The sequence below is a fragment of the Pseudomonas sediminis genome, assembly GCF_039555755.1.
GTDB classification, from domain to species: domain Bacteria; phylum Pseudomonadota; class Gammaproteobacteria; order Pseudomonadales; family Pseudomonadaceae; genus Aquipseudomonas; species Aquipseudomonas mendocina_D.
Genome location: NZ_CP154631.1, coordinates 3,340,810 through 3,355,124, shown reverse-complemented (window position 1 = coordinate 3,355,124; position 14,315 = coordinate 3,340,810). Strand labels below are relative to the sequence as shown.

General features: G+C 61.7%; 15 protein-coding genes. 2 read left to right on the top strand and 13 right to left on the bottom strand.

Annotated features, from left to right (window positions below):
- Window positions 1–3: 3 nt before the first annotated feature.
- From AAEQ75_RS15750 to AAEQ75_RS15725, 6 genes are all read right to left on the bottom strand, one after another.
- Window positions 4–639, bottom strand: a complete 636-nt coding sequence (locus AAEQ75_RS15750; protein ID WP_166432394.1) for a protein-L-isoaspartate(D-aspartate) O-methyltransferase — start codon at window positions 637–639, stop codon at window positions 4–6.
- A gap of 38 nt (window positions 640–677) precedes the next feature.
- Complete coding sequence (gene surE, locus AAEQ75_RS15745; protein ID WP_125881145.1) at window positions 678–1,427, bottom strand: 5'/3'-nucleotidase SurE; 750 nt, start codon at window positions 1,425–1,427, stop codon at window positions 678–680.
- Complete coding sequence (gene truD, locus AAEQ75_RS15740; RefSeq protein WP_343349658.1) at window positions 1,415–2,473, bottom strand: tRNA pseudouridine(13) synthase TruD; 1,059 nt, start codon at window positions 2,471–2,473, stop codon at window positions 1,415–1,417. Before truD ends, surE begins: the two co-directional genes overlap by 13 nt.
- The gene (ispF, locus tag AAEQ75_RS15735) at window positions 2,470–2,943 is read right to left on the bottom strand and encodes a 2-C-methyl-D-erythritol 2,4-cyclodiphosphate synthase (RefSeq protein ID WP_296232266.1); all 474 of its coding nucleotides are present in this window, start codon (window positions 2,941–2,943) and stop codon (window positions 2,470–2,472) included. Before ispF ends, truD begins: the two co-directional genes overlap by 4 nt.
- A 105-nt stretch (window positions 2,944–3,048) precedes the next feature.
- Window positions 3,049–3,891 (bottom strand): S-formylglutathione hydrolase, encoded by an 843-nt coding sequence (gene fghA / locus AAEQ75_RS15730; protein ID WP_343349656.1) that lies wholly within the window; start codon window positions 3,889–3,891, stop codon window positions 3,049–3,051.
- Between the two features lie 114 nt (window positions 3,892–4,005).
- Entirely contained in the window at window positions 4,006–5,118 is a 1,113-nt protein-coding gene (locus AAEQ75_RS15725; protein WP_143505262.1) for an S-(hydroxymethyl)glutathione dehydrogenase/class III alcohol dehydrogenase, read from the bottom strand.
- Window positions 5,119–5,335: 217 nt separating this feature from the next.
- Between AAEQ75_RS15725 and AAEQ75_RS15720 the strand changes: the two genes are divergently transcribed.
- Together AAEQ75_RS15720 and AAEQ75_RS15715 are read left to right on the top strand one after the other, a co-directional pair.
- A complete protein-coding gene (locus tag AAEQ75_RS15720) occupies window positions 5,336–6,232 on the top strand; it encodes a LysR substrate-binding domain-containing protein (protein WP_179576992.1) in 897 nt (298 codons plus the stop codon).
- A gap of 143 nt (window positions 6,233–6,375) precedes the next feature.
- On the top strand, window positions 6,376–6,699 hold the full coding sequence (locus AAEQ75_RS15715) for an HPF/RaiA family ribosome-associated protein (RefSeq protein ID WP_099523440.1): 324 nt from the start codon (window positions 6,376–6,378) through the stop codon (window positions 6,697–6,699).
- Window positions 6,700–6,712: 13 nt separating this feature from the next.
- Here AAEQ75_RS15715 and ispD read toward each other — a convergent pair whose 3' ends face one another.
- The 7 genes from ispD to AAEQ75_RS15680 form a co-directional block, all read right to left on the bottom strand.
- A complete protein-coding gene (gene ispD, locus AAEQ75_RS15710; protein ID WP_343349652.1) occupies window positions 6,713–7,411 on the bottom strand; it encodes a 2-C-methyl-D-erythritol 4-phosphate cytidylyltransferase in 699 nt (232 codons plus the stop codon).
- A complete protein-coding gene (locus AAEQ75_RS15705; RefSeq protein ID WP_179576994.1) occupies window positions 7,408–7,686 on the bottom strand; it encodes a septum formation initiator family protein in 279 nt (92 codons plus the stop codon). The genes ispD and AAEQ75_RS15705 overlap by 4 nt, the downstream gene beginning before the upstream one ends.
- Before the next feature lie 177 nt (window positions 7,687–7,863).
- Window positions 7,864–9,153 (bottom strand): phosphopyruvate hydratase, encoded by a 1,290-nt coding sequence (gene eno / locus AAEQ75_RS15700; protein WP_343349651.1) that lies wholly within the window; start codon window positions 9,151–9,153, stop codon window positions 7,864–7,866.
- A gap of 147 nt (window positions 9,154–9,300) precedes the next feature.
- On the bottom strand, window positions 9,301–10,146 hold the full coding sequence (gene kdsA / locus AAEQ75_RS15695) for a 3-deoxy-8-phosphooctulonate synthase (protein WP_143505256.1): 846 nt from the start codon (window positions 10,144–10,146) through the stop codon (window positions 9,301–9,303).
- Between the two features lie 3 nt (window positions 10,147–10,149).
- Complete coding sequence (locus AAEQ75_RS15690; protein ID WP_143505255.1) at window positions 10,150–11,781, bottom strand: CTP synthase; 1,632 nt, start codon at window positions 11,779–11,781, stop codon at window positions 10,150–10,152.
- Window positions 11,782–11,932: 151 nt separating this feature from the next.
- Entirely contained in the window at window positions 11,933–13,255 is a 1,323-nt protein-coding gene (gene tilS / locus AAEQ75_RS15685; RefSeq protein ID WP_343349649.1) for a tRNA lysidine(34) synthetase TilS, read from the bottom strand.
- Between the two features lie 58 nt (window positions 13,256–13,313).
- Window positions 13,314–14,264, bottom strand: coding sequence for an acetyl-CoA carboxylase carboxyltransferase subunit alpha (locus tag AAEQ75_RS15680; RefSeq protein WP_343349648.1), 951 nt, complete (start codon window positions 14,262–14,264; stop codon window positions 13,314–13,316).
- Window positions 14,265–14,315 lie beyond the last annotated feature (51 nt).

Here is a 14,315-nt window from a genome sequence, read left to right as displayed (position 1 = left end):
CGATCAGGCCAGCGGCCCGTTGAGTAACGGCACGAAACGTACCGCATCGAGCACATGCCGGGAAAAACCCTGCTCTTCACGTACGATCAGCAACAACTGCTGCACATCGCCACTGCCGACTGGGATGACCAGCCGTCCACCTGGAGCCAGTTGATCGAGCAAGGCCTGCGGCACTTGCGCGGCGGCGGCGGTGACGATGATGCCGTTGTACGGGCCGAGCGCGTTCCAACCTTCCCAGCCATCACCCCAGCGAAAGACCACGTTGCGCAGCTTGAGTTCGGCCAGACGCTCCTTGGCGCGATCCTGCAGCACCTGAATGCGCTCCACAGAGAACACCCGCTCGACCAGCTGTGCCAGCACGGCGGTCTGGTAACCGGAACCGGTACCGATCTCCAGCACCTTGTCCAGCGGGCCAGCGGCCAGCAGCAGCTCGGTCATGCGGCCGACCATGTACGGCTGGGAAATCGTCTGGTTATGCCCGATGGGCAGCGCCGTATCTTCATAGGCGCGGTGCGCCAGGGCCTCATCGACGAACAGATGACGCGGCGTACGGCGGATCACTTCCAGTACCCGAGCGTTCGACAGTCCTTCCTCATAGAGGCGCTGGATCAATCGCTCACGGGTGCGCTGCGAGGTCATGCCGATCCCGCTGCGCTGCATGTCGTCCTGGCCACGCATCAGAAGATGCCCTCCAACCAGCCATCCATAGATTCGAGAGCCTCATTGAACGTGCGATCAAGCCGTAGCGGCGTGATCGATACATAACCTTGCATCACGGCATGGAAATCGGTGCCCTGACTGCCATCCTCGACATCACCGGCAGCCGCAATCCAGTAACCTTCCTTGCCACGCGGGTTGACCACCTTGACCGGAGCCGCCGCGCGCGCGCGGTGACCGAGGCGGGTCAGTTGCACGCCACGAATATGTTCCAGCGGCAGATTCGGCACGTTGACATTGAGCACGGTACGCGGCGGCAGTTCGAGCCGCTCGTGCGCCTCGACCAGTTTACGGGCGAAATAGGCAGCGGTCGGCAGGTTGTCGGGAAGACGCGACAGCAGCGAGAAAGCGAACGCTGGCTTGCTCAGGAAACGTCCTTCGAGCGCGGCGGCGACGGTGCCGGAATAGAGCACGTCATCACCCAGGTTGGCCCCCAGATTGATGCCAGAGACGACCATGTCCGGCGTCTGCTCGAGCAAGCCATTGAGCCCCAGGTGCACGCAATCGGTCGGCGTGCCATTGAGGCTGATGTAGCCATTGGCCAAGGCCATGGGATGTAGCGGACGATCGAGCGTCAGTGCGCTGCTGGCGCCGCTCTTGTCTTCGGCAGGAGCGATCACTACGCACTCGGCATAGTCGGCCAGCGCTTGGTGCAACGCAGCGATACCGGGTGCGTTCACCCCGTCGTCGTTGGAAATCAGAATTCGCATGGAGTATCCGTCTGCCCTGCTGGCACCAGATCGAGCAATTCGCGCACCACCACGGTGGCGAAACACCCGGCCGGCAGGACGAATGCAAGTTGCAGAATATCGGGTTCGGGATAATGCCATGACAGGCCGCCGATGGGGAGGCGCAGAATTCGCCGTTCGTGCGCCATGTCCGCCTTGACCAGCCATTGCACCAGCTCCGCGCACTCTTCAGCCACCGACTGCTCCAGCGCCTGCACCGTAGCGACGCTCGGCAGCGCACCATCGCCCCAGAGTGGGCCTGTCGGATGCACGTCGAGCGCGGCCAGCCGCGGATCGCTGCATTCGGCCTCCCCCGCGACAAAAAAACTGCGACTGGTGGTGAACGCCAGCACATCGCCGACCTGCGCCTGGTTCCAGGTACCGGCAGCCACACGCTTGGCCAGCACCTGGTTGAACAGGTAACTGCGCGCCGAAGACAGCAGGCGCGAGCGCAGGTTGCGCTGCACCGGCAACTCCTGACGCGAGGCGAAATCACGCGCCTGCTCGACATTGCCGCCATCGAAGCCAAAGCGCTGCAAGCCGAAATAGTTGGGCACGCCTTGTTCGGCGATACGCTGCAGACGCTGCTCCAGCGCATCGCGGTCCGCCTCCAGGGCAGTCAGGCGCAAGGTGAATCCGTTGGCGGCATGGGCACCGCGCTGCAATTTGCGGTTGTGTCGCTGGCTGCGCAGGATGACCATGTCATCGCCCTGCGCAGCGGCCAGATCGGGGTCGGCCTTGCCCGGCAGGTGCAGACTGAACCACTGCCGGGTCAGCGCCTGACGATCCTTGAGTCCCGCGTAACTGACCGCCTTGAGCGGCAGACCGGCAGCGCGGGCGATCCGCCGGGCGGCCTCCTCGGTATTCAGGCCACGCTTTTCCACCCATAGCCAGAGGTGCTCACCCTGCCCAGTGAGCGGGATATCCAGCACTTCATCGACCTGAAAATCCTCGGCAGTGGCCTTGAGCACCGCCCGACCACAGGCCTCACCATGGGCGCGCGGCCCCAGCAGCTGCAGCTCGTTCATGCCTTGACCAGCAGGGCGACGGCGTGCACCGCGATACCTTCCTCACGTCCGGTGAAACCCAGCTTCTCGGTGGTGGTGGCCTTGACGTTGACCTGATCCAGTTCGATACCCAGGTCCTCGGCAACGCGCTCGCGCATGCTCTGGATATGCGGCGCCATCTTCGGCGCCTGGGCGATTATGGTGGCGTCGACGTTACCCACCGCGTAGCCCTTGCCACGCACCAGGCCCATCACATGGCGCAGCAGCGCACGGCTATCGGCGCCTTTGAAAGTCGGATCGGTATCGGGGAAATGTTTGCCGATATCGCCCAGCGCTACTGCACCGAGCAGGGCATCACTCAGCGCGTGCAGCAGCACGTCACCGTCGGAATGAGCGACAAGACCGAATTTATGGGGAATCCGTACGCCGCCGAGAGTGATGAAATCGCCTTCGCCGAAGCGGTGTACGTCATAGCCATGACCGATACGCATAAAGAACAACGCCCTGAAAAAGTCAGGGCGTGATTCTAACCGCATTGCCCCGTAGCCCGGATGAAATCCGGGGGGCGAATTTCTCGGATTTCATCCGGGCTACGACTACCGCAAAGCAGCAGCGTGATGACGCAGGTGATCGTCGATGAAGCTGGCGATGAAGTAGTAGCTGTGGTCATAGCCCGGCTGCATGCGCAGCGTCAGCGGATGAGCGGCCGCCTTGGCCGCAGCCTGCAACGCCTGCGGCTTGAGCTGGCCTTCGAGAAAATCGTCACGATCGCCCTGATCGACCAGGATCGGCAGCTTCTCGCTGGCCTCGGCGATCAGCACGCTGGCATCCCACTCACGCCAACGCGAACGCTCCTCGCCCAGATACAGGGAAAAGGCCTTCTCGCCCCACGGGCAGTTCATCGGATTGCTGATCGGTGAAAAGGCCGATACCGACTGGTAACGCCCCGGATTCTTCAACGCACAGATCAACGCACCGTGACCGCCCATGGAATGGCCGGCGATGCCACGCTTGTCCGAGACGGGGAAGTTGGCCTCGATCAGCGCCGGCAACTCCTGCACCACGTAGTCGTACATGCGGTAGTGCCGCGCGAAGGGCTCCTGGATGGCATTGACATAGAAGCCTGCACCCAGACCGAAGTCATAGGCGCCATTGGCGTCATCGGCCACCCCCTCGCCACGCGGGCTGGTGTCCGGCGCGATGATGATCAACCCCAGTTCGGCTGCCATCCGCTGAGCGCCAGCCTTCTGCATGAAGTTCTCGTCAGTGCAGGTCAACCCGCTCAGCCAGTACAGCACCGGCAGCTTGGCGCCCTGCTCGGCCTGCGGCGGCAGATAGACGGCGAACACCATGTCGCAGTTGAGGCTGCTGGAGCGATGGCGGTAGCGCTTGTGCCAGCCGCCGAAGCTCTTGTTGCTTGAAACGATTTCGAGGGTCATGAGCCGCTCCGTAGGGTGCGCCATGCGCACCAGGGATTAGCGGTGCGCGCAGCCTAGGAGGCCCCACGCACCCTACGAAAGAATCCGCACGACCATCAGCCGTGCGGCACGCCATCAGAAATGGATGACAGTACGAATGCTCTTGCCCTCGTGCATCAGCTCGAACGCTTCGTTGATCTGATCCAGCCCCATGTTGTGCGTGATGAAGGTATCCAGCGGGATTTCGCCTTTCTGCGATTTCTCGACATAGCTCGGCAGCTCGGTACGGCCCTTGACGCCACCGAAGGCACTACCGCGCCAGACGCGGCCGGTGACCAGTTGGAACGGACGAGTGCTGATCTCAGCACCGGCCGGCGCCACGCCGATGATGGTCGACTCGCCCCAGCCCTTGTGGCAGCACTCCAGTGCGGCACGCATCAGTTGCACGTTGCCGATGCACTCGAAGCTGTAGTCGACGCCGCCATCGGTCATTTCGACGATGACTTCCTGGATCGGCTTGCTGTGCTCTTTCGGATTGACGAAATCGGTCACGCCCAGCTCGCGGGCAACCGCTTCCTTGGCCGGATTGATATCGATGCCGATAATGCGCGAAGCCTTGGCCATCTTGGCGCCGATGATCGCCGCCAGACCAATGCCACCCAAACCGAAGATGGCCACGGTGGAGCCCTCGGTCACCTTAGCGGTATTGAGCACGGCGCCAATTCCGGTGGTCACGCCACAGCCAAGCAGGCAGACCTTCTCCAGCGGCGCCTCCTTGGGGATCTTCGCCAGAGAGACTTCCGGCAGCACGGTGTACTCGGAGAAGGTCGAGCAACCCATGTAGTGGTAGACCGGCTCGCCGTTGTAGGAGAAGCGGCTGGTGCCATCGGGCATCAGCCCCTTGCCCTGGGTGGCGCGTACCGAGCTGCACAGGTTGGTCTTGTTGGATTTGCAGAATTTGCACTCGCCGCATTCAGCGGTGTACAGCGGAATCACGTGGTCGCCGACCGCCAGCGAAGTGACGCCCTCACCCACCGCCTCGACGATACCGCCACCCTCGTGACCGAGAATGCAGGGGAACACGCCCTCGCTGTCCTGGCCGGACAGGGTATAGGCATCGGTGTGGCACACGCCGGTAGCGACAATACGTACCAGCACCTCTCCGGCCTGAGGTGGCGCGACATCGACCTCGACGATTTTCAGGGGTTCATTCGGGGCGAAGGCAACGGCGGCGCGGGACTTGATCATGGCAGTTCTCTCCAGGGAGCGTGGACAATGGTCGACAGTCTAGTTCACGGCCAACAAGAGATAATCAGCGAAATAGCAAAACATTATTGCCATACAGAAATAATGTTAGCCTTCCTGAACAAAAGCTGGCCTGTCGCCGGCTGCACTAGGATCACCCACAGCGAGCTCCCAAAGGCGCAGCACAAATGCAATCAGGCACACGGGAGAAGGAGTGTCGATGAATCGCTGGGAAGGACTCGACGAATTCGTCGCCGTGGCCGAGTGCGGGCAGTTCAGTGCGGCGGCCGAGCGCTTGGGATTGTCCACTTCGCAGGTCAGCCGCCAGGTCGCGCGCCTGGAAGAGCGCCTGCAGAGCCGTCTGTTCTACCGCAGCACCAGGCGGGTAGCCCTGACCGAGGCCGGCCAGTTGTTTCTGCAACACTGCCAGCGCCTGCAGGATGCCCGCGAAGAAGCGTTGCGTGCAGTCGGCGATCTTGGCGCCGAACCCAAAGGGCTGCTACGCATGACCTGCGCCGTGGCGTATGGCGAGCGCTTCATCGTGCCACTGGTCAATGACTTCATGGCGCGACACCCACAGTTACGCGTCGAGATAGAACTGTCCAACCGCCCTCTCGACCTGCTTCACGATGGCCTGGACCTGGCCATCCGCCTGGGGCGCCTGCAGGACTCACGACTCATGGCCGCACGCCTGGCCCCCCGCGAGATGTACCTGTGCGCGGCACCCGAATACCTGCAACGCTACGGCCGCCCTCATTCGCTGTCAGAGCTGGCGCGCCACAATTGCCTGATCGGCAGCAGCGATACCTGGAGCTTCGCCGAAAATGGCCGGGAAACCCAAGTGCGAGTGCAGGGCAACTGGCGCTGCAACAGCGGCCAGGCCGTGCTCGACGCTGCGCTACGCGGTTTTGGCCTGTGCCAGCTCCCCGATTACTACGTTCTCGAACATCTGCGTAACGGGCGGCTGATCTCTCTACTGGAGCAGCATCGCCCACCCAATACCGCAGTTTGGGCGCTCTACCCACAGCAACGTCACCTTTCGCCCAAGGTACGCCAGTTGATCGACGCCCTGCAGCAGGGACTCAGCCAACGCACCGAATACCTTACTCCCGCCTGAAATTCTGCAACAACCTTGTCACCCAGCTGAACGGTCATGGAATGTCACAAGTCAGGGCGAAACTTGGGTGAGACGACCGCGTCACAACCTATGCACCCCGCTCAAACGGGGACTCACGAACTCAGCTACATGAGGACATGGTTATGCAGGTTCTGGTCAACAGTGGAAAGCACGTCACCTCCTCGATGGACTTCAAGGACGACATTCGCGGTCGCGTCCGGGACAAGCTCCAGCGCTACGAGGACCACCTCACCCGGATCGAAATTCATCTCTCCGACGAGAACGCGCTCAAAAGTGGTCCGCAGGACAAGCGCTGCAAAGTCGAGGCACGGATGAAAGGACGCGACCCGCTGACGGTTTCCCATGATGCCAGCGAACTGCAGCAGGCTATCGACGGTGCCATGAACAAGCTGACCAACGCGCTGGACCGCAATCTGGGCAAGGATGCCAAGCGCTGGACGCACTGATGCTGCGGATCGCTTAGCGACTCTCGCGCCAGATACGTTGTAGATAATGCAGATCTTCCGGGCGGGTGACCTTGAGGTTGTCCGCCCGGCCTTCGATGAGCCGGGGCGACTGCCCCGCCCACTCCATGGCCGAAGCTTCATCGGTCACAGCCACACCTTCTTTCAGCGCTTGCGCCAGAGCCTCGCGCAGCGCGCCCAGACGAAACATCTGCGGCGTGTAAGCCTGCCAGATCACGCTACGATCCACGGTCTCCACCACCCTGCCATCGCTTCCGGCACGCTTGAGCGTGTCGCGCGCCGGCACTGCCAGCAGGCCGCCAACCGGATCACCGGCCAGACTGTCCAACAGTCGCTCAAGGTCTTCCGTGGCCAGATTGGGTCGTGCGGCGTCGTGCACCAGCACCCAATCCTCGCTGTTCGCGCCCTCTGCGACTAGCGCTTCCAGCCCTGCCAATACCGAGTCGGCGCGCTCTTGCCCGCCAGGAGCCCGGCGGATACGCGCATCGTTTGCCACAGGCAATTGTGGCCAGAACGGGTCATCCACGGCCACGCACACAACCGCTCCCAGCAGATGGGGATGGTCGAGAAAACAGTGCAGAGTGTGTTCAAGAATGCAGCGTCCGGCGATCTGCAGGTACTGCTTGGGACGGTCGGCTGCCATCCGCGCGCCGACACCGGCAGCTGGAATCACCAGCCAGAATTTCGTGGTCATTCAGTCAGCAGATAGAGGGTTTCACCCTCTTTGAGCATGCCTAACTCCTGACGCGCCCGCTCTTCCACGGTTTCCATGCCGCGCTTGAGCTCCATCACCTCGGCCTCGAGGATACGATTGCGCTCCAGCAAACGCTCGTTCTCGCCCTGCTGTTCGGCGATCTGCTGTTGCAGACGGCTGGCAGCAGCCAGGCTGCCGTCGCCGACCCACAATCGATATTGCAGACCGCCCAGCAACAGGACCAGCACAATAAACAGCCAATACGGACTACGCATGGAGCGGCTCGCAGATTGAGTCATCGGCATGGTAGGGGCTGCGTTCATGCTTGAAAAGAAGCCGTCTGATGAGTGACATGGGGTTTCGGTACCTGCATCCGTGCATTGGTTCCCAGAGATCGACGAAGCGTCCACGAAAAAGGGCGACTTGCGTCGCCCTTTCATACCACGCAGTGCTTAGCCGCGGAACTCGGCGCGGCCTTTGTACGGGGCCTTGCCAGCCAGTTGCTCTTCGATGCGCAGCAGCTGGTTGTACTTGGAAACACGGTCGGAACGGCACAGCGAACCAGTTTTGATCTGACCGGCGGCAGTACCTACGGCCAGGTCGGCGATGGTGCTGTCTTCAGTTTCGCCGCTGCGGTGCGAGATCACGGCGGTGAAGCCAGCGGCCTTGGCCATCTGAATGGCTTCCAGGGTCTCGGTCAGCGAGCCGATCTGGTTGAACTTGATCAGGATCGAGTTGCCGATTTTCTCGTCGATGCCGCGCTTGAGAATCTTGGTATTGGTGACGAACAGGTCGTCGCCTACCAGCTGTACCTTGGCGCCGATCTTGTCGGTCAGGACTTTCCAGCTGGCCCAGTCGGACTCGTCCATACCGTCTTCGATGGAGATGATCGGGTAACGCTCGGTCAGGCCAGCCAGGTAGTCGGCAAAGCCTTCACCGCTGAATACCTTGCCTTCGCCAGCCAGGTCGTATTGACCGTCCTTGTAGAATTCGCTCGATGCGCAGTCCAGCGCCAGGGTCACGTCGTCACCTAGCTTGTAGCCGGCGTTGGCAACGGCTTCGGCGATGGCGGCCAGGGCATCTTCGTTGGAAGCCAGGTTCGGCGCGAAACCACCTTCGTCACCGACGGCAGTGTTCAGGCCACGGGCCTTGAGCACGGCCTTGAGGTGATGGAAGATCTCGGCGCCCATGCGCAGGGCGTCGGCGAAATTCTTGGCGCCAACCGGCTGCACCATGAATTCCTGGATGTCGACGTTGTTATCGGCATGCTCGCCGCCGTTGATGATGTTCATCATCGGTACCGGCATGGAGTAGACACCCGGAGTGCCATTCAGATCAGCGATGTGCGCGTACAGCGGCACGCCCTTGGCCTGAGCAGCGGCCTTGGCGGCAGCCAGGGACACGGCGAGGATGGCGTTGGCGCCCAGAGTCGCCTTGTTCTCGGTACCGTCAAGCTCGATCATCGCGCGATCCAGAGCTTTCTGATCGACGGCGTCTTTGCCCAGCAGCAGGTCACGGATCGGGCCGTTAATGTTGGCGACGGCCTTCAGCACGCCCTTGCCCAGGTAACGGTTCTTGTCGCCGTCACGCAGCTCCAGCGCTTCGCGCGAGCCAGTGGAGGCGCCGGATGGAGCGCATGCGCTGCCGACGATGCCGCCTTCCAGAATTACATCCGCTTCCACGGTGGGGTTACCACGGGAGTCGAGAACCTCACGACCCTTGATGTCGACGATCTTTGCCATTCTTGATAACGCTCCAAAGGTTGACGATAAGACGGCAGCAGCAGGCTGCACTGGGCCGCCGCTGCCCGAGGGCAGATCGACGGCTCACTCTGACTCACGGGTCAGGGGGATTTTTCTCGGGCGGCACTTTACCGGATTACAGCCGGCTCAGGCAGTCTCGATCGGAGGAAAACTCTTGATCAGGTCATCCAGCTGCTTGAGCTGAGTGAGGAACGGCTCCAGCTTGTTCAGGCGCAGGGCGCATGGACCGTCGCACTTGGCGTTTTCCGGATCCGGATGCGCTTCGAGGAACAGGCCTGCCAGGCCCTGGCTCATGCCGGCCTTGGCCAGGTCGGTAACCTGAGCGCGACGACCACCAGCAGAGTCGGCGCGACCACCCGGCATCTGCAGGGCGTGGGTCACGTCGAAGAACACCGGGTACTCAAACTGCTTCATGATGCCGAAGCCGAGCATGTCCACCACCAGGTTGTTGTAACCGAAGGAGGAACCGCGCTCGCAGAGAATCAACTGATCGTTACCGGCCTCTTCGCACTTGGCCAGGATGTGCTTCATTTCCTGCGGAGCGAGGAACTGCGCCTTCTTGATGTTGATCACCGCGCCGGTCTTGGCCATGGCCACTACCAGATCGGTCTGCCGCGACAGGAAAGCCGGCAACTGGATGATGTCGCACACTTCGGCCACGGCAGCCGCTTGGTGCGGCTCATGCACATCGGTGATCACCGGCACGCCGAAAGTCTTCTTCACTTCCTCGAAGATCTTCATGCCCTCTTCCAGGCCAGGGCCACGGAAGGAGGTGATGGAAGAACGGTTGGCCTTGTCGAAGCTGGCCTTGAACACGTAGGGAATGCCGAGCTTCTCGGTCACCCGTACGTACTCCTCGCAGGCCTGCATGGCCAGGTCGCGCGACTCGAGCACGTTGATACCACCGAACAGCACGAAAGGCTTGTCGTTGGCGATCTCGATGTCGCGAACCTTGATGATCTTCTGTGCCATGCCTTAAGCCTTCTTCGCTTTCTGCGCCAGGGCAGCATTGACAAAACCGCTGAATAGCGGATGGCCGTCACGCGGCGTGGAGGTGAACTCCGGGTGGAACTGGCAGGCGACGAACCACGGATGATCCGGCGCCTCGACCACTTCGACCAGCGCACCGTCGCCAGAACGGCCAGTGACCTTCAGGCCCGCCTCGGTCAGCTTCGGCAGCAGGTTGTTGTTCACCTCGTAACGGTGACGATGACGCTCGACGATCACGTCCTTGCCATAGCAGTCGTGCACCTTGGAGCCGCTCAGCAGTTGGCAATCCTGCGCCCCCAGGCGCATGGTGCCGCCCAGGTCGGAGCTTTCACTGCGTTGTTCGGTGGCGCCTGTCGCGTCCTGCCATTCGGTAATCAGGCCCACCACCGGATGAGCACTGGCCATGTCGAATTCGGAAGAGTTGGCGTCAGTCCAACCCACGACGTTACGGGCGTACTCGATGACCGCTACCTGCATGCCGAGGCAGATGCCCAGGTAGGGAATCTTGTTCTCGCGAGCGTACTGCACGGTCTTGATCTTGCCTTCCACGCCACGCAGACCGAAGCCGCCCGGCACCAGGATGGCGTCGACGCCTTCGAGCAGCGCGGTACCCTGGTTCTCGATGTCTTCGGAGTCGATATAACGCAGGTTGACCTTGGTACGGTTCTGGATGCCGGCGTGGCTCATCGCTTCGATCAGCGACTTGTACGCGTCGAGCAGCTCCATGTACTTGCCAACCATGGCGATGGTGACTTCTTTTTCCGGATTGAGCTTGGCATCGACCACGCGATCCCACTCGGACAGATCGGCGCCGCCGCATTCCAGGCCGAAGCGCTCGACGACGAAGTCATCCAGACCCTGAGCATGCAGCACGCCCGGAATCTTGTAGATGGTGTCGACGTCTTCCAGGCTGATCACCGCACGCTCTTCGACGTTGGTGAACAGGGCGATCTTGCGGCGCGAGGAGACATCGATCGGGTGGTCGGAGCGGCACACCAGCACGTCAGGCTGCAGGCCGATGGAGCGCAGCTCCTTGACCGAGTGCTGAGTCGGCTTGGTCTTGGTCTCACCAGCGGTGGCGATGTATGGCACCAGAGTCAGGTGCATCAGCATCGCGCGCTTGGCGCCCACTTCCACACGCAGTTGGCGGATGGCCTCGAGGAACGGTTGCGACTCGATGTCACCTACGGTGCCGCCGATTTCCACCAGGGCCACGTCAGCATCGCCGGCGCCCTTGATGATGCGACGCTTGATCTCGTCGGTGATGTGCGGGATAACCTGAATGGTCGCACCCAGATAATCACCACGGCGCTCCTTGCGCAGTACGTCTTCGTACACGCGACCGGTGGTGAAGTTGTTGCTCTTGGTCATAGTGGTGCGGATGAACCGCTCGTAGTGACCCAGGTCGAGGTCAGTCTCGGCGCCGTCGTGGGTGACGAACACCTCACCGTGCTGGAACGGGCTCATGGTGCCCGGATCGACGTTGATGTAAGGGTCCAGCTTGAGCATGGTGACCTTCAGGCCCCGCGCCTCCAGGATGGCCGCCAGTGAAGCCGAGGCGATGCCTTTCCCCAATGAAGAAACAACACCACCCGTGACGAAGATGTAGCGCGTCATGAAAAACCCTAGAAGTCTGCGTTTAAGCGGTCAATGCCGCCGGGGAAAGCAAAGGATCGCCATCAGTACGAACAATGGCATGCCCGCCAAGCTCCCTGAGGGAGTCGGCAAAAGCTGTATTAAGACGGGAGCGTAGTCTACCGGAAAGGCCTTACCAGCTCAAACCTTGCGCGCCGATAGGCGGCGACCACTGCAGATGCGCTCCGCTCGCCTGAATTACTGACGACTGCGCCAGGTTCGCCACCGCCATCAACTCATCGCCATCGAACAACAGCGGCAGGCGCGGACGCACGAATGCCGGTACGCGCAGCTCATTGAGCAGACGCTTGAGATCACGCCTGCCGCGCCCCGGCAGCTGCAGTGACTCACCACCCTGACGGTAACGCAAATGCCAGCGACCTGGCGGCAACTCACCCTGTAGATGCACACAGCCGTTACCGGGCAGCTCGACAGGCTCGGGAAACGAGCTGAAGGAGAGATCGAGTGGCTCGAGCGGCTGCAGCCACTCACCGCTAAGCCACCAGAGCCGACCATCGGCACGGTGCAGCTCACCATCGGCCTGCCTCCAGATCGGCGCTGCATCCGTGGAGGCATCACGCAGGTCACACCAGCCAGCCCAGTGGTCGCTATCGGGCATACGCGTATAAGGCGCCAACCAGTGGCGCAGCAAATTGCGCTGGCGCGCCTCGCTCAATGCAGTGACAGCCGGCAGATACAGCGACGACAACGACAGCCAGGTAAACGCTGAGCCGCCATGGGCAGCGGCAAGGTCAATCTCGGCCAATTCATCCAGCAACTGCTGCGCCTCAGACAGATGGCCTGCGCTGCGCACCAGACTGCTCGACGCTTGCGGCCAGCGCTCCGCCAGTAGCGGCATCACTTGTCGCCGCAGGAAGTTGCGACTGAAACGCTCATCGGCATTGCTCGGGTCTTCGATCCAGGCAATGCCATGACTCTGCGCATAGGCCTGTAATTCCGCCCGAGAACAATCGAGCAGCGGTCGAATCAGGTGGCCCTGCCCCAACGCTCGACTGGCCGGCATCGCCGCAAGCCCGCGCACGCCGGCGCCGCGCAGCAGACGAAACAGCAGGGTTTCGGCCTGATCATCACGATGCTGAGCACTGAGCAACACCTCGCTTGGACCAAGCCGCGCAGTGAAAGCCTGATAACGCGCGTTACGCGCTGCCTGCTCGAGACTGGCGCCTGGCGCTACCTGCACCCTGACGACGTCCAAAGCAATACCCAGCCGTGCGCAAACCTGCGCGCAATGCTCTGGCCAGGTGTCAGCCGCCGACTGCAAACCATGATGGACATGAATGGCGGAAAGCGGCGGCAGCCTCTCACGCCGAGCCAGATCGGCGAGCAAATGCAGCAGCACGGTGGAGTCGAGACCACCGGAGAAGGCGATACACCAGGCAGGAGCCGTACACCACGGCTGCAGGGCCTGGCGCAGGCGAATAGAGAGATCGGTCATTGGCCAAGCTTAAACAACAACGGGCCCGAAGGCCCGTTGAGATAGATGCAGAACGAACTCAGGCGATACCGTAGCTCATCAGACGATCGTAACGACGCTTGAGCAGCGCGTCAGTGTCGTGCTTCTGCAGGCTGGCCAGTTGCTTGATCAGTTCCTGACGGATCGACTCGGAAGCTGCGGCCGGATCACGGTGCGCACCACCAAGCGGTTCGGCGATCACCTGATCGACGATACCCAGATCCTTCAAACGCTCGGCAGTGATGCCCATGGCTTCGGCAGCATCCGGCGCCTTCTCGGCGGTACGCCAGAGAATCGAGGCGCAGCCTTCCGGCGAGATCACCGAGTAGGTGGAGTACTGCAGCATGTTGAGCTGGTCGCAAACACCGATGGCCAGCGCACCACCGGAACCACCTTCACCGATGACGGTGGCGATGATCGGTGTTTTCAGACGCGCCATCACGCGCAGGTTCCAGGCGATGGCCTCGCTCTGGCCACGCTCCTCGGCATCGATACCTGGGTAGGCACCCGGGGTGTCGATGAAGGTGAGGATCGGCATCTTGAAACGTTCGGCCATTTCCATCAGGCGGCAGGCCTTGCGGTAGCCCTCGGGGCGCGGCATGCCGAAGTTGCGGCGCACCTTCTCGCGCACCTCACGGCCTTTCTGGTGGCCGATGATCATCACCGGCTGGTCGCCCAGGCGGGCAATGCCACCGACAATGGCAGCGTCGTCGGAGAAGTGACGATCACCGTGCAATTCATCGAACTCGGTGAAGATGTGCTGGATGTAATCCAGGGTGTAAGGGCGACGCGGGTGGCGCGCGAGCTGCGCGATCTGCCAGCTGGTCAGATTGCCGAAGATGCTTTCGGTCAGGGTGCTGCTCTTGTCCTGCAGGCGGGCAATTTCATCGCCGATATTCAGCGAGTTGTCGTTACCAACCAGGCGTAGCTCTTCGATCTTGGCTTGCAGGTCGGCGATCGGCTGTTCGAAATCGAGGAAATTCGGGTTCATAGTCATCCGTCTTGCGTCGACGGCCAAGTGGCCGGGGAGCTGTATCCATTA

Bases quoted from the DNA above. Each gene is read 5' to 3' on its own strand.
- AAEQ75_RS15750 (WP_166432394.1), bottom strand. From the start codon at position 639: ATGACCTCGCAGCGCACCCGTGAGCGATTGATCCAGCGCCTCTATGAG.
- surE (WP_125881145.1), bottom strand. From the start codon at position 1,427: ATGCGAATTCTGATTTCCAACGACGACGGGGTGAACGCACCCGGTATC.
- truD (WP_343349658.1), bottom strand. From the start codon at position 2,473: ATGAACGAGCTGCAGCTGCTGGGGCCGCGCGCCCATGGTGAGGCCTGT.
- ispF (WP_296232266.1), bottom strand. From the start codon at position 2,943: ATGCGTATCGGTCATGGCTATGACGTACACCGCTTCGGCGAAGGCGAT.
- fghA (WP_343349656.1), bottom strand. From the start codon at position 3,891: ATGACCCTCGAAATCGTTTCAAGCAACAAGAGCTTCGGCGGCTGGCAC.
- AAEQ75_RS15725 (WP_143505262.1), bottom strand. From the start codon at position 5,118: ATGATCAAGTCCCGCGCCGCCGTTGCCTTCGCCCCGAATGAACCCCTG.
- AAEQ75_RS15720 (WP_179576992.1), top strand. From the start codon at position 5,336: ATGAATCGCTGGGAAGGACTCGACGAATTCGTCGCCGTGGCCGAGTGC.
- AAEQ75_RS15715 (WP_099523440.1), top strand. From the start codon at position 6,376: ATGCAGGTTCTGGTCAACAGTGGAAAGCACGTCACCTCCTCGATGGAC.
- ispD (WP_343349652.1), bottom strand. From the start codon at position 7,411: ATGACCACGAAATTCTGGCTGGTGATTCCAGCTGCCGGTGTCGGCGCG.
- AAEQ75_RS15705 (WP_179576994.1), bottom strand. From the start codon at position 7,686: ATGCGTAGTCCGTATTGGCTGTTTATTGTGCTGGTCCTGTTGCTGGGC.
- eno (WP_343349651.1), bottom strand. From the start codon at position 9,153: ATGGCAAAGATCGTCGACATCAAGGGTCGTGAGGTTCTCGACTCCCGT.
- kdsA (WP_143505256.1), bottom strand. From the start codon at position 10,146: ATGGCACAGAAGATCATCAAGGTTCGCGACATCGAGATCGCCAACGAC.
- AAEQ75_RS15690 (WP_143505255.1), bottom strand. From the start codon at position 11,781: ATGACGCGCTACATCTTCGTCACGGGTGGTGTTGTTTCTTCATTGGGG.
- tilS (WP_343349649.1), bottom strand. From the start codon at position 13,255: ATGACCGATCTCTCTATTCGCCTGCGCCAGGCCCTGCAGCCGTGGTGT.
- AAEQ75_RS15680 (WP_343349648.1), bottom strand. From the start codon at position 14,264: ATGAACCCGAATTTCCTCGATTTCGAACAGCCGATCGCCGACCTGCAA.